This is a genomic window from Hyphomonas sp., assembly GCF_017792385.1.
GTDB lineage: Bacteria > Pseudomonadota > Alphaproteobacteria > Caulobacterales > Hyphomonadaceae > Hyphomonas.
Genome location: NZ_CP051230.1, coordinates 3,231,543 through 3,251,289, shown reverse-complemented (window position 1 = coordinate 3,251,289; position 19,747 = coordinate 3,231,543). Strand labels below are relative to the sequence as shown.

At 60.1% G+C, this 19,747-nt stretch carries 20 protein-coding genes and 1 tRNA gene; 8 read left to right on the top strand and 13 right to left on the bottom strand.

The window, feature by feature from the left end:
• Window positions 1-32: 32 nt before the first annotated feature.
• From HF955_RS15715 to HF955_RS15700, 4 genes are all read right to left on the bottom strand, one after another.
• On the bottom strand, window positions 33-449 hold the full coding sequence (locus HF955_RS15715; RefSeq protein ID WP_291076465.1) for a hypothetical protein: 417 nt from the start codon (window positions 447-449) through the stop codon (window positions 33-35).
• The gene (locus HF955_RS15710; protein WP_291076463.1) at window positions 446-883 is read right to left on the bottom strand and encodes a hypothetical protein; all 438 of its coding nucleotides are present in this window, start codon (window positions 881-883) and stop codon (window positions 446-448) included. Before HF955_RS15710 ends, HF955_RS15715 begins: the two co-directional genes overlap by 4 nt.
• A gap of 42 nt (window positions 884-925) precedes the next feature.
• The gene (locus HF955_RS15705; RefSeq protein WP_291076461.1) at window positions 926-1,339 is read right to left on the bottom strand and encodes a hypothetical protein; all 414 of its coding nucleotides are present in this window, start codon (window positions 1,337-1,339) and stop codon (window positions 926-928) included.
• 216 nt (window positions 1,340-1,555) lie between these two features.
• Complete coding sequence (locus tag HF955_RS15700) at window positions 1,556-2,587, bottom strand: AraC family transcriptional regulator (RefSeq protein ID WP_291076460.1); 1,032 nt, start codon at window positions 2,585-2,587, stop codon at window positions 1,556-1,558.
• Between the two features lie 455 nt (window positions 2,588-3,042).
• On the opposite strand from HF955_RS15700, the gene HF955_RS15695 reads away from it, so the two are divergent.
• Both HF955_RS15695 and HF955_RS15690 read left to right on the top strand, forming a co-directional pair.
• Window positions 3,043-4,518: a DASS family sodium-coupled anion symporter gene (locus HF955_RS15695; RefSeq protein ID WP_291076458.1), complete on the top strand. Its 1,476-nt coding sequence runs from the start codon at window positions 3,043-3,045 to the stop codon at window positions 4,516-4,518.
• A 94-nt stretch (window positions 4,519-4,612) separates the two neighbouring features.
• Window positions 4,613-5,410 carry a crotonase/enoyl-CoA hydratase family protein gene (locus HF955_RS15690; protein WP_291076456.1) on the top strand — a complete coding sequence of 266 codons (798 nt, stop codon included), beginning with the start codon at window positions 4,613-4,615 and terminating at the stop codon, window positions 5,408-5,410.
• Here HF955_RS15690 and HF955_RS15685 read toward each other — a convergent pair.
• Complete coding sequence (locus HF955_RS15685) at window positions 5,407-6,606, bottom strand: CaiB/BaiF CoA-transferase family protein (RefSeq protein WP_291076454.1); 1,200 nt, start codon at window positions 6,604-6,606, stop codon at window positions 5,407-5,409. The two genes, HF955_RS15690 and HF955_RS15685, sit on opposite strands and share 4 nt — an antisense overlap.
• A 191-nt stretch (window positions 6,607-6,797) precedes the next feature.
• Window positions 6,798-6,887: transfer RNA gene (locus tag HF955_RS15680), tRNA-Ser, on the bottom strand.
• Between the two features lie 222 nt (window positions 6,888-7,109).
• Between HF955_RS15680 and HF955_RS15675 the strand changes: the two genes are divergently transcribed.
• The 6 genes from HF955_RS15675 (at window position 7,110) to HF955_RS15650 (ending at window position 12,803) form a co-directional block, all read left to right on the top strand.
• On the top strand, window positions 7,110-8,363 hold the full coding sequence (locus HF955_RS15675; protein WP_291076452.1) for a septal ring lytic transglycosylase RlpA family protein: 1,254 nt from the start codon (window positions 7,110-7,112) through the stop codon (window positions 8,361-8,363).
• 121 nt (window positions 8,364-8,484) lie between these two features.
• Window positions 8,485-9,636, top strand: coding sequence for a D-alanyl-D-alanine carboxypeptidase family protein (locus tag HF955_RS15670; protein ID WP_291076450.1), 1,152 nt, complete (start codon window positions 8,485-8,487; stop codon window positions 9,634-9,636).
• Entirely contained in the window at window positions 9,629-10,285 is a 657-nt protein-coding gene (tmk, locus tag HF955_RS15665) for a dTMP kinase (protein ID WP_291076448.1), read from the top strand. The genes HF955_RS15670 and tmk overlap by 8 nt, the downstream gene beginning before the upstream one ends.
• Window positions 10,282-11,217 (top strand): DNA polymerase III subunit delta', encoded by a 936-nt coding sequence (locus HF955_RS15660; protein ID WP_291076446.1) that lies wholly within the window; start codon window positions 10,282-10,284, stop codon window positions 11,215-11,217. Before tmk ends, HF955_RS15660 begins: the two co-directional genes overlap by 4 nt.
• 9 nt (window positions 11,218-11,226) lie before the next feature.
• Window positions 11,227-12,000, top strand: a complete 774-nt coding sequence (locus tag HF955_RS15655) for a TatD family hydrolase (RefSeq protein WP_291076444.1) — start codon at window positions 11,227-11,229, stop codon at window positions 11,998-12,000.
• Window positions 12,000-12,803: an MBL fold metallo-hydrolase gene (locus HF955_RS15650; RefSeq protein WP_291076442.1), complete on the top strand. Its 804-nt coding sequence runs from the start codon at window positions 12,000-12,002 to the stop codon at window positions 12,801-12,803. Before HF955_RS15655 ends, HF955_RS15650 begins: the two co-directional genes overlap by 1 nt.
• 235 nt (window positions 12,804-13,038) lie before the next feature.
• On the opposite strand, the gene HF955_RS15645 is transcribed toward HF955_RS15650, so the two are convergent.
• Genes HF955_RS15645 through HF955_RS15615 form a run of 7 tightly spaced genes read right to left on the bottom strand, consistent with a single transcriptional unit; the run spans window position 13,039 to window position 19,747 of the window.
• Window positions 13,039-13,980, bottom strand: coding sequence for a biotin-dependent carboxyltransferase family protein (locus HF955_RS15645; protein ID WP_291076440.1), 942 nt, complete (start codon window positions 13,978-13,980; stop codon window positions 13,039-13,041).
• Complete coding sequence (locus HF955_RS15640; RefSeq protein WP_291076438.1) at window positions 13,980-14,606, bottom strand: carboxyltransferase domain-containing protein; 627 nt, start codon at window positions 14,604-14,606, stop codon at window positions 13,980-13,982. The genes HF955_RS15645 and HF955_RS15640 overlap by 1 nt, the downstream gene beginning before the upstream one ends.
• The gene (gene pxpA / locus HF955_RS15635; RefSeq protein ID WP_291076436.1) at window positions 14,603-15,367 is read right to left on the bottom strand and encodes a 5-oxoprolinase subunit PxpA; all 765 of its coding nucleotides are present in this window, start codon (window positions 15,365-15,367) and stop codon (window positions 14,603-14,605) included. The genes HF955_RS15640 and pxpA overlap by 4 nt, the downstream gene beginning before the upstream one ends.
• Window positions 15,364-16,572, bottom strand: a complete 1,209-nt coding sequence (locus HF955_RS15630; protein WP_291076434.1) for an Nramp family divalent metal transporter — start codon at window positions 16,570-16,572, stop codon at window positions 15,364-15,366. The genes pxpA and HF955_RS15630 overlap by 4 nt, the downstream gene beginning before the upstream one ends.
• 54 nt (window positions 16,573-16,626) lie before the next feature.
• A complete protein-coding gene (gene lpdA, locus HF955_RS15625) occupies window positions 16,627-18,042 on the bottom strand; it encodes a dihydrolipoyl dehydrogenase (protein ID WP_291076432.1) in 1,416 nt (471 codons plus the stop codon).
• A complete protein-coding gene (locus HF955_RS15620; protein ID WP_291076431.1) occupies window positions 18,039-18,422 on the bottom strand; it encodes a hypothetical protein in 384 nt (127 codons plus the stop codon). The genes lpdA and HF955_RS15620 overlap by 4 nt, the downstream gene beginning before the upstream one ends.
• Entirely contained in the window at window positions 18,422-19,747 is a 1,326-nt protein-coding gene (locus HF955_RS15615; RefSeq protein WP_291076429.1) for a pyruvate dehydrogenase complex dihydrolipoamide acetyltransferase, read from the bottom strand. Before HF955_RS15615 ends, HF955_RS15620 begins: the two co-directional genes overlap by 1 nt.

The following is a 19,747-nucleotide window of genomic DNA, read 5'->3' as shown; positions in this document are numbered from 1 at the left end:
GTCCCTGGTTTTCAAGATATGCATTTTCGGCATCAGTACCTCTCCTCAAGAATCTGTTGCGTAAGCGTGATTGTGTAGTGCAGTCCGCAATGGGGAACCGAGTGCGGGTTGTGCTTCTCGATCGAGAATCCACCATCCCGATACATGTACCTGATGTGGGCGTAGCGGCCGTCTGGCTTCTTGAATACAACGTCCACTTCGGGTGCGGTTGTGAGCCAGCCAAAGTCGTAGGCTTCAAAGCTGCCGGCACGGGTCGTCTTGTGCGTGCAAATCCGCGAAAAAAGCATGCTATGCAAATCGTAGGTGCGAAAACATGCGTTCGCTATCCACAGTCCGATGACGTCTGATTCGGACTGGTTCTTCAGTTCTACCTTGTAACAGGCATGTGCGGGCATCGCGCAGGCCAAAGCGAACACAAGAAACGGCGAGACCCGGCTCAGAAACTTCATTTGTTTTGCTCCTCAAGGAGATCTTCCTGTGTGAATACAACCGTATAGTGACCATGGCATCCGAACGGTGTGCCGGGTACGCCGTCTGTATTGTGCCGGAACCCTCCGTGTTCATATATGTACCGACGCATTTGATTGTACTCGCCGAAATCTGTGTCGACCTTGAAGGTTACCCAAAGGGTGAGGGCTGATTTAAGCCACTCGTAATCATACGAGTTTCTTTTGCCTGGTCCGATCTTGTGATGCTCGCAAATCTGAAGAAGCACGGGATCTTCGGCATTGTAGATTCCCGCACATCCGAACGCCCCCCAGAACCCGGTGATTTCGGCGTCTGACTGATTTTCAAGGGCTGCAGTGATGCATGCGCTGGCCGGCAGAGCCAGCGAGGCGAGGACCGATATCGTCAGGACAGCCAGGCGTATTGCAATGGTCAAGATAATGGCCTCGTCTCTTGCAGGCATCCCGCGGGTGCATGCCTATGTGTCATAACCGAGATCGGCATCTGTGACGGTGACGGAAAAGTGGCGCTTGCAACCGGGAGTCATGCCGAAGATTTCGTCATGAGCCTGAACGAAGTGATGCGTGTCATAGATGAATCGGAGAAATCCGCCGGTGCTGCCGTATCTGGTGTGAAAGGTATAATCCAGCCAGAGGGTCGGCGCGGTTGTTCCCCAAGGGTAACTGTAGGACGAAGTTTGTCCGGCATGAACGGTTCTCACCCTGCAGCCTTCAGGTGCAACGAGGTTCTTCGACGTATAGATTTTGCCGCAGCCAAGTGCCGCCCATATCACGTGTACTGATTGCGAAGATTCGTTATTCAGCCGGACTGTGAAGCATGCGTGGGCTGATAGCGCCGAGAACCATGTACAGATCAGCAGCGAAAGCGCCATGCGAGGAAATTTTATCATTGTCGGCATCATGTCTGCCTCGTGCGGACTTTGCTTTCCGGTACCTGACGATCAATAGGAGCAGAAGATTAATCGCCAGCTTAGGATAGGGGCCGTCTATGTCACCAGCGTCTCATTTACGCTGCATCAGCCCGGGCCTGCTTTGTAGCGGCATCCCCCGGAAGAGCGACGTCTTGTGACAAGTAAGGTGCTCCGGCCCTACAGTCTTCGAAGCCAGGGTTTGAAGTTCACGCTGCTGCGCACCTGTGGGTCCATGCGGCGGTGGAAGGGGGTCTTCTCATAGGTCGCGCTGGCCAGTTCGCTTGGCGACATGTCGAACCGCGCCCGGAACAGGCGGCTGAAGTGACTAACGGACGTGAACCCCCAATCCTCGGCAGCCCGCACAACCCGGCCGCGCGTCGGCGGCGACATGGCCAGGTCCGAAAAAGCGCGTTCCAGCCGGCGCTGGATGATGTATCGCTGCAGACCACCGGACTCTTCGAAGGCTCGGTAGACGGTGGCGCGTGACACGTCGAAGGCCTGGCAGAGATGTTTGGCAGACAGCGTCATGCGGGAAAGGTTGTCGTCAATAAAGTCGCGCATTGCCATCGCGCGGGCTTCATCCACGATGTTTGGTTGCTCGGCAGACGAAATCAGCAATCCTCTCAACAGCCCGCCGAAACCGGCCGCAATTGCTGGCGCGGCCTCTTCTTTGAGGTGCGGAAGCTGGAGCGTCATGGCGTGGATGGCGCTGTAGAGAACCCTTCCGACAGGACTGGTGATATCGAATTCCATATGGGCCGGATGCACTGACGGGTCGTAGCCGATCGCGCTGTAGGGAATGATGATGCCATCGACTGCGGACTCTTCGCAGATCGCCTGCCAATTGCGGCGGAAGTCGAGAATGTGAATGGATCCGGGGCTCATCGTAACCGGAATATCGCCGAGAACACCGTGCCCGCGCCCTTTTGTGTAGATCTGCAAGGACAGGTATTCCAGATCGTCCTGGTGAAGATGGCGATGTTCGCGAATGAATTTCTGTTCGCCGAAGGCCACCTTGGTAAAGATCAGATTGTCCAGCAGCCAAGCATTGACAGAAGCCTCATACTCTTCCGGCGCTGCGGTCGGGAAGGCGATATCGTATATCGGGTCCATGGCATCGATCCATGCGTCTCTCGCATTCTTGTCGAGACGTGTCGAAATCTCCATGCTCATGGATTGGATCAGAATCTCATCATCTGACTTTGGCATTGCCGGCCCCTGTTTATCAGCGTCGCGTTGCGACCGTTCACAAAGCTGGACGCGCAAGCCGGAAGACTTTTCAGAATTTCCCCGAAAAAAGTTCCGCCATGAAAGCCAAGTCCCCCTTTTGGGGGACAAATGCGCCCTTGCATTCAGCGATATTCGCCTTCTCCAGTCGGCATCAAGAACGATTTACCGGATTTGATTGTCCCGGCGTCGCATGGAATTGAGAGGGAAAATCAACCTTCGGGACGCGGACAATATCCTCGTGTCTCTGATGCTGTAGGGATTGGCACAAGTCTTTGAGTTCGTGCTTTTGCCTCCTGGCACAAATCCTTGTTCTGACAGTCTCAGAACCGGTTTTACCCTTTGTGCGCATTCCGCGCGGTACTGTTGCGCCTGTCGAGTTTACAGCACGAGGGGCCATGGAGATGCAGTCTGGGACGACCGGAAGAAACGGGCAGGTGGCCAGTCGTGTCGCGGCCGGCCGCAAGCGGTTTGCCCCGAGTGTTCAGAACATTGGCCTACTGACGGGTCCGGTACTGGCGATACTTCTCATCGTTTCGGTTGACCGGCCCGAAAGTTTGAGTTTTGCGGCGCTTGCGACGGGCGCCCTCATGGTGTGGATGGCGATCTGGTGGGCCACGGAGGCTGTTCCCATTCCCGTCACGTCGCTGCTGCCACTCGTGGTCCTGCCGCTGATCGGGGCGGGAACGCCAATGTCGGTTGGCGCCAGCTATGGCCACCATATTGTCTGGCTGCTGTTTGGAGGGTTCGTGATTGCGGTCGGCATCGAGCGGTGGAACCTTCACCAGCGGATCGCCCTGAACATTGTGGTGCGGGCAGGCACGTCCAGAAAAGCCCTGGTGCTCGGCTTCATGGTTGCGACGGCGCTCCTGTCCATGTGGATATCCAATACAGCGACCACATTGATGATTGTTCCGATTGCCCTGTCAGCCGCGGCGGCGCTGAAGGAGTCGGATGGGCGGTTCGTGTCCGCCCTGTTGCTCAGCATATGTTATGCTGCCTCGATAGGGGGAGTTGCGACTCCCATCGGGACGCCTACAAACCTCATCGCCATGGACTGGTTGCAACGCGAGACCGGTGAGAGCATCAGCTTTCCGCAATGGATGGCAATCGGTGTGCCGGCGACCTGTCTCCTGATTCCGTGTGCCTGGTGGATTACGACCCGTACCCTGCCGTCCGGTCGTGATGCCGATGTGCTGCAGAGTATCAGGAAAGATCTTTCCAGCCTGGGAGCTTTGTCCACGCCCGAAAAGCGCATCGCCTCTTTGTTCGTGATCATCGCATTCCTGTGGATTTCGCGGCTCTGGCTGGTTCGAACACTGGACGCAGGAGGCTGGAGCACGCTGGCAGGCTTCAGCGGTTCGCAGGTGGACATGATGATTGCGATACTGGGCGCCGTGGCGGCGTTCATCGTCCCTGCCGGACCGTCTGAAAAGCGTCCCTTGCTGGAATGGGAGGAGGCGGCCAGGATTCCATGGGGCGTGCTGATCCTGTTCGGTGGCGGTATCGCACTTGGCAATGCTGTGAAAAGCACGGGACTGTCAGTCTGGCTGGGTGGCAATTTGGAAGCGTTGGGCGTTCTGCCAACACTCCTGTTCGTTGCGGCGGTTGTGGCCATGGTGATCTTCCTGACGGAGCTGACCAGCAATGTTGCAACGATGACCACGCTCGCCCCCATACTGGGCGCAATGGCGGCCGGGATTGGCGCGCACGCGGCCAGTTTTCTGGCGCCCGCAGCGATCGCCGCAAGCTGTGCCTTCATGTTGCCCGTCGCCACAGCGCCCAATGCGATTGTCTATGCGACCAATTCGGTTCCGATCCGCGATATGACGCGCAAGGGGTTCCAGCTAAACCTGCTGGGTATCGGTATCATCACGCTCATCGGCTTTTTCCTGGCGCCTCTGGTGGTTTGAACTCCCGCCCGGGCTTGCCGCACGGGCAGGGGGATCCGGAGTGGACAATCGGTCTCTCACCTGCCAGCAAGTGCAGAAAAGAGGAGCCGCCGACATGTCCATTGCCAAGACAGAAATTCACGGAAACATCGCCGTTCTCACCTTGAATCGCCCCGACAGCCTCAATGCGCTCGGCGCGGAAGGCGATGGCGCGGCAATCGCGGCGGCCTGCAACGAGATCGTGGCGAACCCTGCCATTCGCTGCGTCGTGCTCACCGGGGCGGGGCGGGCCTTTTCTGCCGGCGGCGATGTCAAGGCGATGAAGGAAGGCACCGGTGCCTTTGGCGGCGCGCCGCATGACATCCGGGAGGGCTATCGGCGCAACATCCACATGATCGTGAAATCGCTCTACAATCTGGAAGTTCCGATGATTGCGGCCGTCAACGGGCCGGCCATCGGACTGGGCTGCGATGTCGCCTGTATGGCCGACATCCGGATTGCGGCGGACAAGGCGAAAATGGGGGTCACCTTTCTCAAACTGGGCCTCATTCCCGGCGATGGGGGAGCTTGGCTGCTCCCGCGCCTGATTGGCTCTTCGCGTGCGGCCGAACTTCTCTTCACCGGCAAGGTTATCGACGCGCAGACTGCAGCCGAATGGGGCCTCGTCTCGAAAGTCGTTCCGGGCGAAAACCTCATGGACGAGGCCATGGCGCTGGCCGAACAGATCGCCGCCCAGCCGCCTCAGGCCTTGCGGCTTGCCAAGACACTGATGCGGCACGGGACCCATGCGTCCTACGAGACGATCATGGAAATGTCCGCCGCGTCCCAGGCCCTGATGCACAAGACCGAGGACCATATGGAAGGCGTGGACGCGATTCTCGAAAAGCGCGCCCCCGACTTCAAAGGGCGCTAGGCGACGACGTTCTCGGCGAAAAGCTGCTCGACGGCCTCAGCTGACAGGTTGAGGCTGTCGAGGACATCGCGAGTGTGCTGACCGAGCGTCGGTGAGGGGCCTTTGGGGCCGTCATCCGCGCCCGGGAAGCGGACAGGTGAAGCGGGCGAGGCATAGGTTGATCCGTCGCCTTTCGCGCTGGGAGTCTGAACGATCGCACCGGCCGCCAATGCCTGAGGGTCCCGGGCGACTTCCGCCAGCGTCTGAACCGGAGCCCAGGCGAGCGATTCCGCGTCGAGGCGCGCAGACATCTCTTCCTTGGTGAAGTTGGCAAAGCCTTCATCGAGGATCGTGACCACCTCTTCCTTGTGCTTCCGGCGCGCCTTCGCCGAGTTGAACCGGTCATCCTCGATCAGGTCTTCACGGCCGATGGCCCGGCATATGGGGCCCCAGTCGACTTCGCCCTGTCGTGACACCAGGCAAATCCAGCTGCCATCCTTCGTCTCGAAGAAGTTCGTGATCGGCACGTTTTGCTCATGACGGGACTTGGTCGATGCCACCCGGTCAAAGAAGAGCTGAATCGCGAAGTCCGAGCCGAGCGCGTACAGGCCGGTCCGGAACAACGAAGCCTCCACCAGACGGCCCTGCCCGGTCCGGCCGGCTTCTACCAGTGCAGCACAGATTCCGGCGGCCGCAGACATGGAGGTCGTATGATCACCAAAAGCGGTGCGAAGCGCGAACAGATCCTCGCCTTTTGGGACGGTCAGCCTTGCCACGCCTGTCCGGCTCCAGAAGCTCGCAATATCGAAGCCGGGGCGGTTCGCGTCCGGGCCCTGCAAGCCATAGCCCGTCAGGGAACAATAGACGAGTTTGGGATTGATCGCCTTCAGGCTCTCATAGTCGAGGCCAGATCGTTCCAGGCCGCCCGGTCTCACATTGGTCAGAAACACATCTGCTTCCTCGACCATTTTGCGGACGAGGTCCTGTCCTTCCGGCCGGGATGTGTCGATCACGATGGATTTCTTGCCGCGATTGTCGAAATCAAACACCGGATTGTCTGTGATATCAGTGCCGATGGTCTTGAAGAACAGGCGGATCGGATCGCCGCCCGGAGGCTCGATTTTTACTACATCGGCCCCCCAGTCACTGAGGATGGACCCCGCACCGGGGGCGGCCATGTAGGTCGCATATTCGACCACTTTGATACCTTCGAGCATGTGTCCTCCTGAATGTCCGGTTTTATCCTGTTGTGCAGGATGGTCCTGGGCATGGCCAGCCTTACCAAGCGTCAGCCCCCCGAGGGCGGCGCCGGGCCGTGATGCATGGTCTCACACGTCTGAATCGCCGAGTGGACCTCGGTTCCGTGATCGCGATCGCGTCCGTTAGAAGGGGCGTGCTCCAATGGCAGTGGCGGAGGAGGAGGGATTCGAACCCCCGGAGCCCGCGAAGGCTCAACGGTTTTCAAGACCGCCGCATTCAACCACTCTGCCACTCCTCCGAAGTCCCGCTGTTTCCCTCACGAGGCAGGACTTGGCAAGCCCCGATCTGCGTCAGCCGCAGCTGGGCAAAGTGTAAATGAAAGGATAATGTGCTCGTCTGTTTCAACAGGATGAGTTCATCCTGTGTCCACCTTGGCGTGGTAAACAGGCAAGGTACGGCAGAAAAGCCGGACGTTCAGGCGCAAAGCGCCAACGCAACTCAGAATGAGGTCCAATCGCGAATGCGCGTGACTATCCTTCCGGCAACACCCCGTCTCCAGGCTGTTCTTGCAACTGCCCTGATATCGGCGGCCATCGTCCTTCCCGCACAGGCAGATTCCCGCACACCGGCACCGATCGTCTTCAAGACCGCTGGCGACAGCGCGCGGATTTCCCCGGAACGCCAGACCGTATTCATCACGCCGACAGCAACCTCAGCTGCGCCCGGCAAGGCGAAAGCCCGTATCGCATTCACTTATCCGGGGGCGCCAGCACAATCGGCCGGCCAGGCGGTCCAGCCGTCGCACCCGCAAACCGCACCCGCCAAGCGGGCCTATGCCAGTATTGATACGCCAATTGCCGTCCAGCCGGAACCGGTCGCCGTGCATCCCACAGCGCCAAAGGCCTTTGATCCGCGCGCTGCAGCCCGCCGTGTGGCCGCGGAACGCGCCCAGGCACCCGTCGATTCCGAGTCGCTTCCTGCCCTGGCAGGTGCTGTGGAGAAACAGCCGGAGCAGGGGGGTATGACCCAACCTGCCCCCAAGCCTGCCACGGCCGCATCTCCTGTTGTGATGCCGGAGCCTGTGCCGGTTTTCGACCAGTCCGGCACCGCAATTGTCTATGGCGACGAGTTCCACGGCCTGCCGACCGCCAATGGCGAACTGTTCAGCCAATCCGAATTGATGGCGGCGCACCCGAACCTGCCGCTTCCGAGCCTGGTGCAGGTGGTCAATATTGACACCAATACGGAAGTGGTGGTGCGCGTGAATGATCGGGGGCCATTCGAGGATGGCGCCATGCTGCAGCTATCGGAGCGCGCCGCAACCGAGTTGGGCATGGCCGGGGCAGGGCGCGCCAATGTGCGCATCCGTTATCTGGGCCCTGCTCCGGCCGTTGCGCCTGCCACCGCGTCAATGACGCTGGTTTCAACCAGTTCGGCGGACGCAGATCCAGCCGAGGACCTGTCCGCCGCACCGTCGGTTCAGCCTGCAGCGATGTTCACGCACGATCGCGGCGCGCCAGCCTTGTATCAGCCCGTTTCAACCGGGACCTATTTTGTCCAGGTTGGCGCATTCTCCGACATCGCCAATGCCGAAACCCTCGTGCGCACCATGCCGGCTCACATTACGACCCAGATTGATCCGGCTCATGTGAACGGAACAGATTTCTTCAGAGTGCGCGTTGGCCCGTTCATCAGCCGGGAAGCTGCAGATCGCACGCAGGCCGATCTTGGCCGGTATGGACTGCCTCAGGGACGTATTGTCTCCAAGGATTGAGGTGCGCCATCGCACCGCCACCATTGACGCTGACCACAAACCGGCCCTTTTTCCTGTATAGACGGAAAAGGGGCCGGTTTTGCGTTCGGCCCCTTGGATATGAACACTCCGGAGATTTGACATGATGCAGAGAACCCACGTCCTGGCGGCACTCCTGTCTGCCGTTCTTGTTGCGGGAGGGGCTCAAGCTCAGATCATGGACACGCCGGCGAGCCATGCGGTCATCATGGATCATGAAACCGGCACGATCCTGTTTTCGAAACATGGCGACGAGCCGATGATCCCCGCCTCCATGACAAAGATGATGACCGCCTTTCTTGTCTTCGAATTGATCGATCGCGGCGAGATTTCCCTGACGGATCAGTTCACGGTCAGCGAGGATGCCTGGCGTCGCGGAGGGTTTCCATCCGGCACATCCACGATGGGCCTGGCACCGGGCGATACGCCCACCGTGGAGGAACTCCTGCACGGCGTGATCATCATGTCCGGCAATGATGCTTGTATCGTACTCGCCGAAGGCATTTCAGGATCCGAGGAAGCCTTCGCGCGGCGAATGACCACCCTCGCCCATGAACTCGGCATGACATCGGCGGACTTCAAGAACGCGACCGGCCTGGAAGATGTCGGTCATGTCGTCTCTGCCGAAGACCTCGCCAAGATGGCCAAGCTGACCATCGACAAGTATCCGCAATATTATGACTGGTACGACATGCCGTCCTATACATGGCGCGAATACACGCAAGCCAACCGGAATCCGATCCTGTCCATCGAGGGAGTCGACGGGCTGAAGACCGGCCATCTTGAAGTGTCAGGCTATGGCCTGACCGCCTCGGCCGTGCGCGATGGCGTGCGCCGCACCATCGTGATCAATGGCCTCGACAGCATGGCGGCGCGCGCGCGCGAAGGCGAACGAATGATGCGCATGGCTTTCCAGAGCTATGATCTCAAAGTCGTCACGCCGGAAAGCGTCGAACTGCCGGAAGTCCAGGTCTGGCTCGGAGAACAGCGCGCCGTACCGGTCTCCCTTGCTGACAAGATGACGATTGCCGGACACAAGGCTGCACTGGAAAAGGCCCGTACGGAGATTGTCCTCGACAACGCCCTGCAAGCGCCCATCCGCGCCGGAGATACACTTGGCAAGCTTGTCGTCACGATTGATGGCCAGCCTCCTGTCGAGGCACCCATCGTTGCTGAAGCCAGTGTCAAGAAACTCGGCTTTTTCGGCCGCGCCGTAGAGGGGCTGAGCCAGTTGATTGGCGGCAGCGATGGGTGACGCTCGGCGGCTTCGCTTCATCACGCTCGAGGGCGGCGAAGGTACGGGCAAGTCGACCCTTCAGGCGGCGCTCGCCGACCGGCTGACCCGGCACGGCTTTGATGTCGTAGTCACGCGGGAACCCGGTGGCACACCGCTGGCAGAGGCGGTGCGCAAACTGGCATTGCATCCTCCGGCCGGAGAGACCTGGTCTCCGATGAGCGAAGCCCTGCTGATGAATGCCGCGCGAAGCGACCATCTTGAAAAGCTGATCCGACCGGCACTCGCTGCTGACAAATGGGTGATCTGTGACCGGTTTGCCGACTCCACGCGCGTTTATCAAAGCGTGAAAGGCGGTGTCTCGCCATCTGTTTTGAAATCGATGGAAGGCTCGGTCCTTGGCGATACGGTTCCGGGCCTGACGCTTGTGCTCGAAGCACCGCTGGATGTAACGGCTGGCCGACGCGCCTCCAGGCGTGGTCCGGAAGACGCGTTCGAGGCCCGGCAGGCCGACTTTCATCATGCCGTCCGTCAGGGATTCATTTCGCTTGCGCGGTCTGAGCCGCAACGGTGTCATCTGGTCGACGCCTCACGCCCACAGGGCGATGTGCTTGCAACCGCATGGGCCATCGTTGCGCAAGCCTATGCGCTCAATGAGCTGGCGCAGTGAACCCGGCCTGGCCCCTGTTCGGACACGACGCCGCGGAGACCGCGTTTCTCGAGTCTGCGCGCACTGGAAAACTCCATCATGGCTGGTTGATCGAGGGCCCGTCCGGCGTTGGCAAGGCCACGCTGGCCCACCGTCTTGCTGCCTACATGCTCGGTGCGCGTGGTCCGGATACAGCGCCACTCGATGCAACGGAGGAAGATCCGGTCGCGCGCATTTGTCTGGCGGGCGGACACCCGGACCTGCGCATCGTGAAGCGCGAACTCAATGACAAGGGAAAGCTGCGGCAGGATATCAGTGTGGACCAGATCCGCGACCTTACGCATTTCTTTTCACTGAAACCTGCACAGGGCGGCTGGCGCATCGGGATCATCGACTCACTCGACGAACTCAACCGGAATGGGGCAAATGCGCTGCTCAAGACTCTCGAGGAACCGCCAGGCCACAGTCTGCTGTTTCTGGTGAACCACGGCTCAACCTCCATCCTGCCGACGATCCGGTCACGGTGCCGAACCCTGCGGGTGACGCCGCTTGGAGAGGATGACACACGCAAGGCGCTCGATTCCGCCGGCGCGCCGGATGAAGCTTTTGCGCTGGCCAGGGGCCGGCCCGGTCTCGGTATGCGCCTCGCCACACCGTCCGGACTGGCGGCGGCTCATGCGGCAAAAACCCTTTTGAAAAGCTTGCCCCGTCCGAATGACGGGCTGGTCACGGACGCGCTACAGACGGCAAGCGCGGACGAAACCGCTATGGAAGCGTTCCAGGAAGAGATCCTGTCCTGGCTTGCCGGGCGCGCGGAGGAGGATTCGAGTGCGGCCAAAGCCTGGCTGGATGTGTCTCGTCGTGCCAGCGAGGCGCGCGCCCTGAACATGGACCCGGCGCAAACCGCGGCGAAGCTGATCGCGGGCCTTTATGCGCCGGCGCGGACGCACTAAGTCGTCGGAATGTTTGATACTCACGTAAACCTGCACGGCGACACGTATGCCGAGGATCTGGGTGAGGTCCTTGCACGCGCACGTGAAGCGGGTGTCTCTCGCATGTTGGCCATTTGTGATCGGCTCGACAATTTTCCGGCAGTGCTGGGCATTGCGCGCGCCCATGCCGACATCTGGTGTTCGATCGGCGTCCACCCGCATCACAGCAAGGATTTCACCGACCTGACAGTTGCCCAATTGGTGGAAGGCGCTGAAGACGAAAACGTTGTGGCGATCGGGGAGACCGGGCTGGATTTCCATTATGGCTACAGCGAAGAGCAGGATCAGGTCCGCAGTTTGAAGACGCACATAGAAGCGGCACGTCAGACAGGTTTGCCGCTCATTCTTCACACGCGCGAAGCAGACGACATGATGGGGGACCTGCTTGAGGAAGCTTACGCGGCGGGTGCGTTCACACCGCTGCTTCACTGTTATACGGGTGGCGAGCGGCTTGCGCGCCGCGGTCTCGATCTTGGAGCATATGTGTCTGTTTCCGGCATCCTGTCCTTCAAGAGCGCGCGGGAAGTTCGCGAGGTTATCGCAGATATACCGATGGACCGGTTGATCCTTGAGACGGACTGTCCGTATCTGGCACCGGTTCCGATGCGTGGCCGACGCAATGAACCTTCCTATCTCGTTCATGTCGCCGAGGCATTGGCGGCCCTGAAGGGGCTTCCGATTGAGGAAGTGCTCGAGACAACCACGCAGAACGCCCTGAAGCTCTTTACAAGGGTCCGTGGTTGATGAAACGGGGGCTCTTCACCTTGCTTGGTACCGGATCATCCGGTGGGGTTCCGCGCGTTGGGGGAGACTGGGGCGCGTGCGATCCGGAAGAGCCGCGCAACAGGCGCCTTCGATGTTCGGCGCTGGCACAGGTATTCGATGAAAGCGGAAGCGCGACGAATGTGCTGATCGATACGTCTCCAGACCTGCGGGAACAATTGCTGAGACAAGGGACCAAACATCTGGATGCAATCCTGTTTACGCATGATCATGCGGACCAGAGCCACGGCATCGATGATGTGCGCCCCCTGTTCATTCGGCAAAGACGGCCGATCCCGACATTCATGAACGCCGAGACCCGCAGCACGCTGACCGACCGGTTTGCTTACTGTTTCCAGGGGCAGGGTGGATATCCGGCCATTCTGGATCTTCAGGATGACCTGGAGCCGTTGAACTCAGTGACGATCTCCGGCGCTGGTGGCGCGCTGGACGTGCTGCCTGTAGATATGGAGCATGGACGCATCCGGTGTCTCGGCTTCCGGATCGGAAACCTCGCCTATTGCAATGATGTGAATGCATTGCCGGAGGAGACCTTCGACGCACTCGCCGGCATAGACACGTTCGTGGTGGACGCCTTGCGCTATACCCACCATCCGTCACACGCACATCTGGACCAGGCCCTGGAATGGATTGCGCGGATTTCGCCGCGGCGCGCGGTTCTGACGAACATGCATGTGGACCTGGACTACATGACGCTCTGCAGGGAATTGCCGGAGAATGTCGAGCCCGGCCATGATGGCTTGAGCCTTGACTTCACTGCATAATATACAACTCGCATTTCCCATAATGTAGATTATGCGATTCATGGATTCAAACCTGCGGTGTCTCTTTCGAATCTTCTGACGGCTTGATTGCCGGCGTGAGCGAAACCAGTTTTCTCGACGTCCAGCCGCATCCAGTTGGTTCGCATTCCTCTCGGCCTGCCTACCCCTTCTCTTCTCATGACCGCAATCCTCACCAACTGGTTAATCGGGCCGTGAACAGGTGAACACGGAAGGCCTAGAGGACAATGTCGGGCACCCATGATGACAACAAGGCATGCTTGTCTCGCAAGTCTTCCGCGGCCTGGTCTGCAGACCGGTGCAGGAAGATCACGCTGTCTCCGGGACGCACCTGGCCCAATTGGTGCCGGTCTGAGCGGTTTACCTGAAGAAGATGTGGGTATCCGCCGGTTGTCTGGCAATCAGACAGCAGAAGGAACCCCCTTCCCTGTGGCGGCACCTGCAATGCGCCCGGAAAGAGTCCGGCGCTGGGAAGGTTCCCCGAATGCCCATCACGATCCGGAGGCAAGTTTCCCTCAATCTCGAACCCGATTCGGCTCGCCCGGCGCGTGGCGCGGAACTGCTCCGTCCACAAAGTAGCGCAACGATCGGAATAATCCGGCCCTTCCGTTGCTCGCAGCGCAAAGCTGGAACTGATCGGATAGCGCAGCGCATCCGGCGTTCTGGTGCGTTGAGGCAACGTCCTTTCGCTTCGCGCGGTTTCTAGCACGTCGTCGGATTTGAGTGCGCGTCCCTCATGTCCGCCAAATCCTGCCGGCAGGTAGGTGGATGGACTGTCGAGGAAGATGTCGGCGCGAATCCCGCCTGAAACGGCAATATAGGTTCTCAGGCCTGTGTCGGGGCTGCCCAGCTCAAGGATGTCGCCCTTTTGCACAAACAATGTCTCGTGAAACGGTGCCGTCTGTCCATTCAGCGTGAAGCTTGCCTCGGCACCAGTGACCGCGACAGCGAGGTCGGCGCAGAATTCCACGCTGAAATTTCCATAGGTGATCTCGATTCCGGTTTCGGCGGCACGGTTTCCCGCCAGCCTGTTGGCAAGCGCGAGGGAGACACTGTCGGCTGCACCGGACCATGGCACGCCCAGATGTCGATGGCCGGAACGCGGTGCGCCCTGCAATGTCGCCTGCACGCCGGATTTGATGATTTGGAGCGCCGCCATCAAACCCACTCGATCCTGATCGGGGTGCCTGCGGTGAGGAGAAAGGGCGGATCGCGCGCAGCGTCGAACAGGGACGCGTCTGTGCGCCCGATAATGGGCCAGCCCCCGGGACCGTCCAGCGCATAGATGCCGAGATAGCCCTCAATGAATCCAACCGATCCCGCTGGCACCGATTGGCGCGGATGCTCCAGTCGCGCGCCGCGCAATCCCGCGTCTGCACCGGCTACATACGCAAACCCCGGGGCAAAGCCGAGCATGTCCACAACCAGCGGTGACTCTTTCAGGCGGGACAGGAATATTTCCTTCGGAAGTCTGTTCTGCTGCGCCAGACGATCCAGGTCAGGGCCATCGCCGGCCTGTGTGTTTATTCGCAGGTTCACGGGTTCCGGCGTCTGCACAGATCGCATGGTGGCAGACGAGATCTGCGCCAGCAGCACAGAATGGGCCTTGGAAGGCGTAATGCCCACCGGGTCGAACTGGACAGTGACAGAGGACCGGCCAATGACCACTTCCTGCCACGGGCCGGTTTGAAGGAGATACGCAGCCAGGGCATGCCGTGTTTCCGGCTCTGGTGTGACGAGCCGCAGGGCATCATCCCCGCAAGGAAGGATCTCCACAGCTTTCATGCGGCCAGCTGGGCACGAATTTCGATGCCCTTCGCCTGCAGGGCATCCCGCAGGGCCAGTGCTGATTGCACGGCGCCGCCGGTATCACCATGCAGGCAGATCGTATCGACCTGAAGCGAAATCGTGGTGCCGTCTCGCGCTTCTACCGTGCCAAGTTCGATCATGCGGATGACCTGAGCGATCTGGTCATCTATCGCGCAGAGCATGGCATCCGGCGCGGTGCGGGATACCAGCGTGCCATCCGGATTGTACCGCCGGTCTGCGAAGCCTTCGGACAGAAAGTCCAGCCCCGCGAGTTCAGCCTGTTGCTGAAGGGCCGAGCCCGGCGGACCGATAATCGCACGAATGCGGTGTTCGCGCGCCGTGCGCACAATTGTCCGCGCCAGATCGGGACTGCCAGCGGCATCATTGTAGAGCGCGCCGTGTGGCTTCAAATGATCGATGGTCACGCCCGCTTGCCGGGCCAGGCTGGTCAGATTGCGTACCTGCTGGCGAAGAGTGGCGTCCAGTTCGTCAGGCTGCAGCGCCATGGATGTTCGGCCGAAATTCGCCTTGTCCGGATAGGATGGATGAGCACCAGCCACGACGTTCCGGGCTTTTGCCGCTTTCAAGGTGGCGCGCATGCTTTCATCGTCTCCGGCATGACCGCCGCAGGCTATGCTGCACCGGCTGACCACATCCAGAATGGCCCGATCCAGCGCCCGGCCGGATTCGCCGGGCAGTTCACCAATATCGGAATTGAGACAGACTGAACGACTCATACCCAGACATTTAGGGCGCGCAGGATCAGGCGCAAGCCGAGGCCGAACGTGATCAGGACGACCAGACCTCCCAGCAAATTGGCAAGACTGGAATTGACGTGCTTGCCCAAGAGATCCCGGCGGTTCATGGCAATCAGCAGGAAGACCGCCAGAATGGGCAGGATCAGGCCATTGGCCACTTGGGCAAACAGGATCAGGCTGACGGGCCGAACGTGTAGAAGGGCGGCCAGCGCGCCAATGATCAGCACGGTCAGCGTAATGGCGCGAAAGACCCTGCCATTGCGGGGAAAACCACCAAACTCCGACAAGGCATAAGCTGTGGCGAGCGGAGCGGTAATGGCGGACGAAAGACCGGCCGCGAACAATCCCAGCCCGACGAGATATTTCGCCACCGGGCCATAGGCGGGTTCAATGGCATCGGCCATGTCCGCAGCGGACGCGACCTCGATCCCCGTGCCGAACAGGCTTGCCCCGGCTGTCGACAGGATCAGGATGGACACGAGACCACCCAATCCGATCGAGACCACCGTATCGGTGCGCGCGTGCCGAATGCTGGTGTCGGAATGCGGCTCCCATTTGTCACGTACGGTCGCGGCGTGAAGGAAGAGATTGTACGGAACGATCGTCGTGCCGATGAGCGCCATTGCCGTCAGCAGGCTCTGATCCGGAAGGCGCGGCACAAGCCCGGCGATCCAGGCCGACAGGTCAGGCCGTGTGATGAGCAGACTGCCCACAAAGGCCAGGCTCATGATGAGGACCAGTCCAATGAGCAGTTTTTCGATGTGCCGATAGTGTCCGAACAGGAGAAATCCTGCCGCTATGACGGACAGCACGACCACGATGTGACCATGCGTAATCGCCGCGGTACCGATGATGGCTTCAACGCCCAGCGCGCCACCGGCGAGGTTTCCCGCTTCATACGCTGAATTCCCGACGCCAATGGCAGAGATGCCGAGCGCCATGATCGTCCATTTCACCACCGGCCCATTCTCCGGAGCGATCATGGAGGCCGCGAGCCCGTGCCCGGAGGCGAGGCCGAGCCGTGCCGCCATTTCCTGCAGAACGATCGTCGCGACCGTTGCGAAGACGAGCGCCCAGATCAGAGCAAACCCATAATTGGCGCCGGCGAGCGTGCAGGCGGTCACCGTTCCGGGTCCGACAAAGCCGGCCGCAACCAGCATGCCCGGCCCGAATCTGCGGCTCATGTCAGCAATCCTGTTGTCATGCCAACAGGTTTAACCCGATTTGCCGCCGGTCGCCTAGACGTGGATGACCCGCCCTTCGGCGTCCAGTACGGATTCGTGCATGGTTTCGGAAATGGTCGGATGCGGGAAGATCGTGTGCGCCAGATCCTGCTCGGTCAGTTCACCCTGCCGGGCAATGACATAGCCCTGGATCAGCTCGGTCACTTCCGCGCCAATCATGTGTGCACCCAGCAATTCACCGGTCTTCTTGTCGAAGATCGTTTTCACCAGGCCGTCGGACTCACCAAGCGCGATGGCCTTGCCATTGCCGATGAAGGGGAAGCGGCCGACCTTGATGTCGTAGCCTTTCTCCTTGGCGGCCTTTTCGGTCAGACCGACACTGGCCACCTGGGGATGGGCATAGGTGCAACCGGGCACATTCCACGGATCGAAGGGTTCAGCATGATTGGCACCGGCAATGCCTTCGACGCACACAACGCCTTCATGGGAGGCCTTGTGCGCCAGCCAGGGCGGTCCGGTCAGGTCACCGATGGCATACAGGCCGGGCACGCCGGTGCGTCCGAAACTGTCGACCGTCACATGGGTCTTCTCGATTTTCACGCCGAGCGCTTCCAGGCCGAGATTTTCGACATTGCCGACAATTCCAACCGCCAGGATCACGCGGTCGAATTCCTTCGACTCCTTCTTTCCTGTCTTGTCGGTGATGTCTGCAGTCACGCTGGACTTACCAGCCTTCAGGTTCTCGACCCTGGCTCCGGTGACGATGTTCAGGCCCTGCTTCTTGAAGTCCTTCTCGGCGAGTTTCGAAATTTCCTCGTCCTCTACCGGCAGGATCCGATCCATCACTTCGGCAACGGTCACGTCTGCGCCAAGTTCGTGATAGAAACTGGCAAACTCGATCCCGATTGCGCCGGATCCGATGACGAGCAGACGCTTCGGCATCACGTCAGGAGTCATGGCTTCACGATAGGTCCAGATCAGCTTCTTGTCGGCAACCAGTCCGGCTTGCGGAATATCCCGCGCGCGGGCGCCGGTGGCCAGCATGACATGCTTGGCCTGATAGGTTGTGTCCTTGCCAGACGCATCCTTGACGATGACTTTCGGCGCCGGGGCGCCTTTTTCCAGTCGGGCCGTCCCTTCAATGACGTCGATCTTGTTCTTCTTCATCAGGAATTTGACGCCGGTCGACAGCTGATTGGCGACGCCCCGCGAGCGTTTGACAACCGCATCGAGATCGAAATCGGCCTTGTCGATCTTCAGGCCATAATCCTTGCCGTGCTTTGCCAACCGGAGCACTTCGGCAGAGCGCAGCAGGGCCTTGGTCGGAATGCAGCCCCAATTAAGACAAATACCGCCAAGGCTCTCGCGTTCGACGATGGCGGTCTTCATGCCAAGCTGCGAGGCGCGGATGGCCGCCACATAGCCGCCCGGACCCGACCCGATCACGATGAGATCATATTGCGTGCTCATTGGGTTATTCCTCTCATTTCATCCCAGGCGATAAGTGCCTCGGTTGCGCGCAAGTCCGCGCTCTCGAACATTTCCGGCGTGCAGATGTATTCCGGTTCCTCGGTCGAAATCTTGTTCATCATCTCGACGCTTTCTTCCGCAATTCGTTCACGAACGGCCGGGTCAACGCTCTCCTGGCGCAAATCGGCCATGAAGTACGACAGATGGTCAGGCTGCTCCCGTTCACACAGAAGGCTCATGCCTTTCTGAATCGCGAGGTCGGACGCAATTGCACTGAGCTGTGCCGTATCGTGTCCGGACGCGTCGCTGCCCACCTCGCGCTCGCCGGAACAGCCGGTAAGGAAGGCCAGGCTGACCAGCATAAGCGCAAACCGGGACATCAGAGCAGCATTGCCTCCGGTGTTTCGACATAGCGCTTGAAGGCCTGCAGCCATTTCGCGCCTTCAGCGCCGCCGATCACGCGGTGGTCGCATGTCAGCGTCACCGTCAACACGGTTCGGGCAACCAGATTGCCTGTCTCGTCCACCACGGCGCGTTTCTCCCCGGCGCCGACCGACAGGATCATGCCTTCGGGCGGATTGATGATGGACGCAAAGCTCTTGATGCCGAACATGCCGAGGTTCGAAATGCTGAACGTGCCACCGGTATACTCCTGCGGCTTCAGCTTCCGCTCGCGGGCTCGGCTCGCAAGGTCCTTCATCTCTTCGGATATCTCGGCGAGCCCCTTGGTCTCGGCATTGAAGATCACCGGTGTGATCAGACCGCCATCGATCGCAACCGCAACCGAGACATGTGCGTGCTTGTGATACGCAATGCCCTTGTCGGTATAGGAAGCATTGCAATCCGGCTCGTCGATCAGCGCCATTGCGGCAGCCTTGATCAACATGTCGTTGACCGACACCTTTACGCCTTCCGGCGCGGCAGCATTGATCGCCGCGCGGCTGGCAAGCAAATGGTCCAGCGAGAGATCGATATTCAGCGGGAAATGCGGCACCTGCATGAAGCTGGTGGTCAGACGCTTGGCCACGGTCTTGCGCATGCCATCCAGCGGGACAAGCTCGTAGCTGTCCGGGGCATAGATGCGGTCATCCAGCACTTGTGGCAGGATCAGACCATCCGGTTGGGCGACAGCACCGGCCGAAGCTCCGGCCGGGGACGCCTTGGCGCCTTCCACATCCCGCTTGATGATGCGGCCGCGCGGGCCTGTGCCCTTCAGGGCGGACAGGTCCAACCCCTTCATGTCGGCGATGCGGCGCGCCAGCGGGCTGGCCTTGATACGGCCGTCGGCTGCGTTTGCAGATGGCAATGGGGACTTTGACATTTCCTGAACCGGCGTCGAAGCCTTTTCCGGAGCAGGTGCCGGTGCCTTCTCATCTGACTTGGCCGGCTCGGATGTTTGGGCCGGAGCGGCGTCCTTGGGGGCATCCGACTTGGCGGGCGCCTGGACGGATGCAGCGTCTTCGCCCTCTTCCGCCAGCACCGCAATCACTTCATTGACCTTCACGCCTTCGGTGCCGGCATCAATCAGTATCTTTGCGACAGTTCCTTCATCGACGGCCTCGACTTCCATCGTCGCCTTGTCCGTCTCGATTTCGGCTATGATGTCGCCCGAAGAGACCGTGTCGCCTTCCTTCACGAGCCATTTGGCCAGCGTGCCTTCTTCCATCGTGGGAGAGAGCGCGGGCATGGTGATGTTGATAGCCAT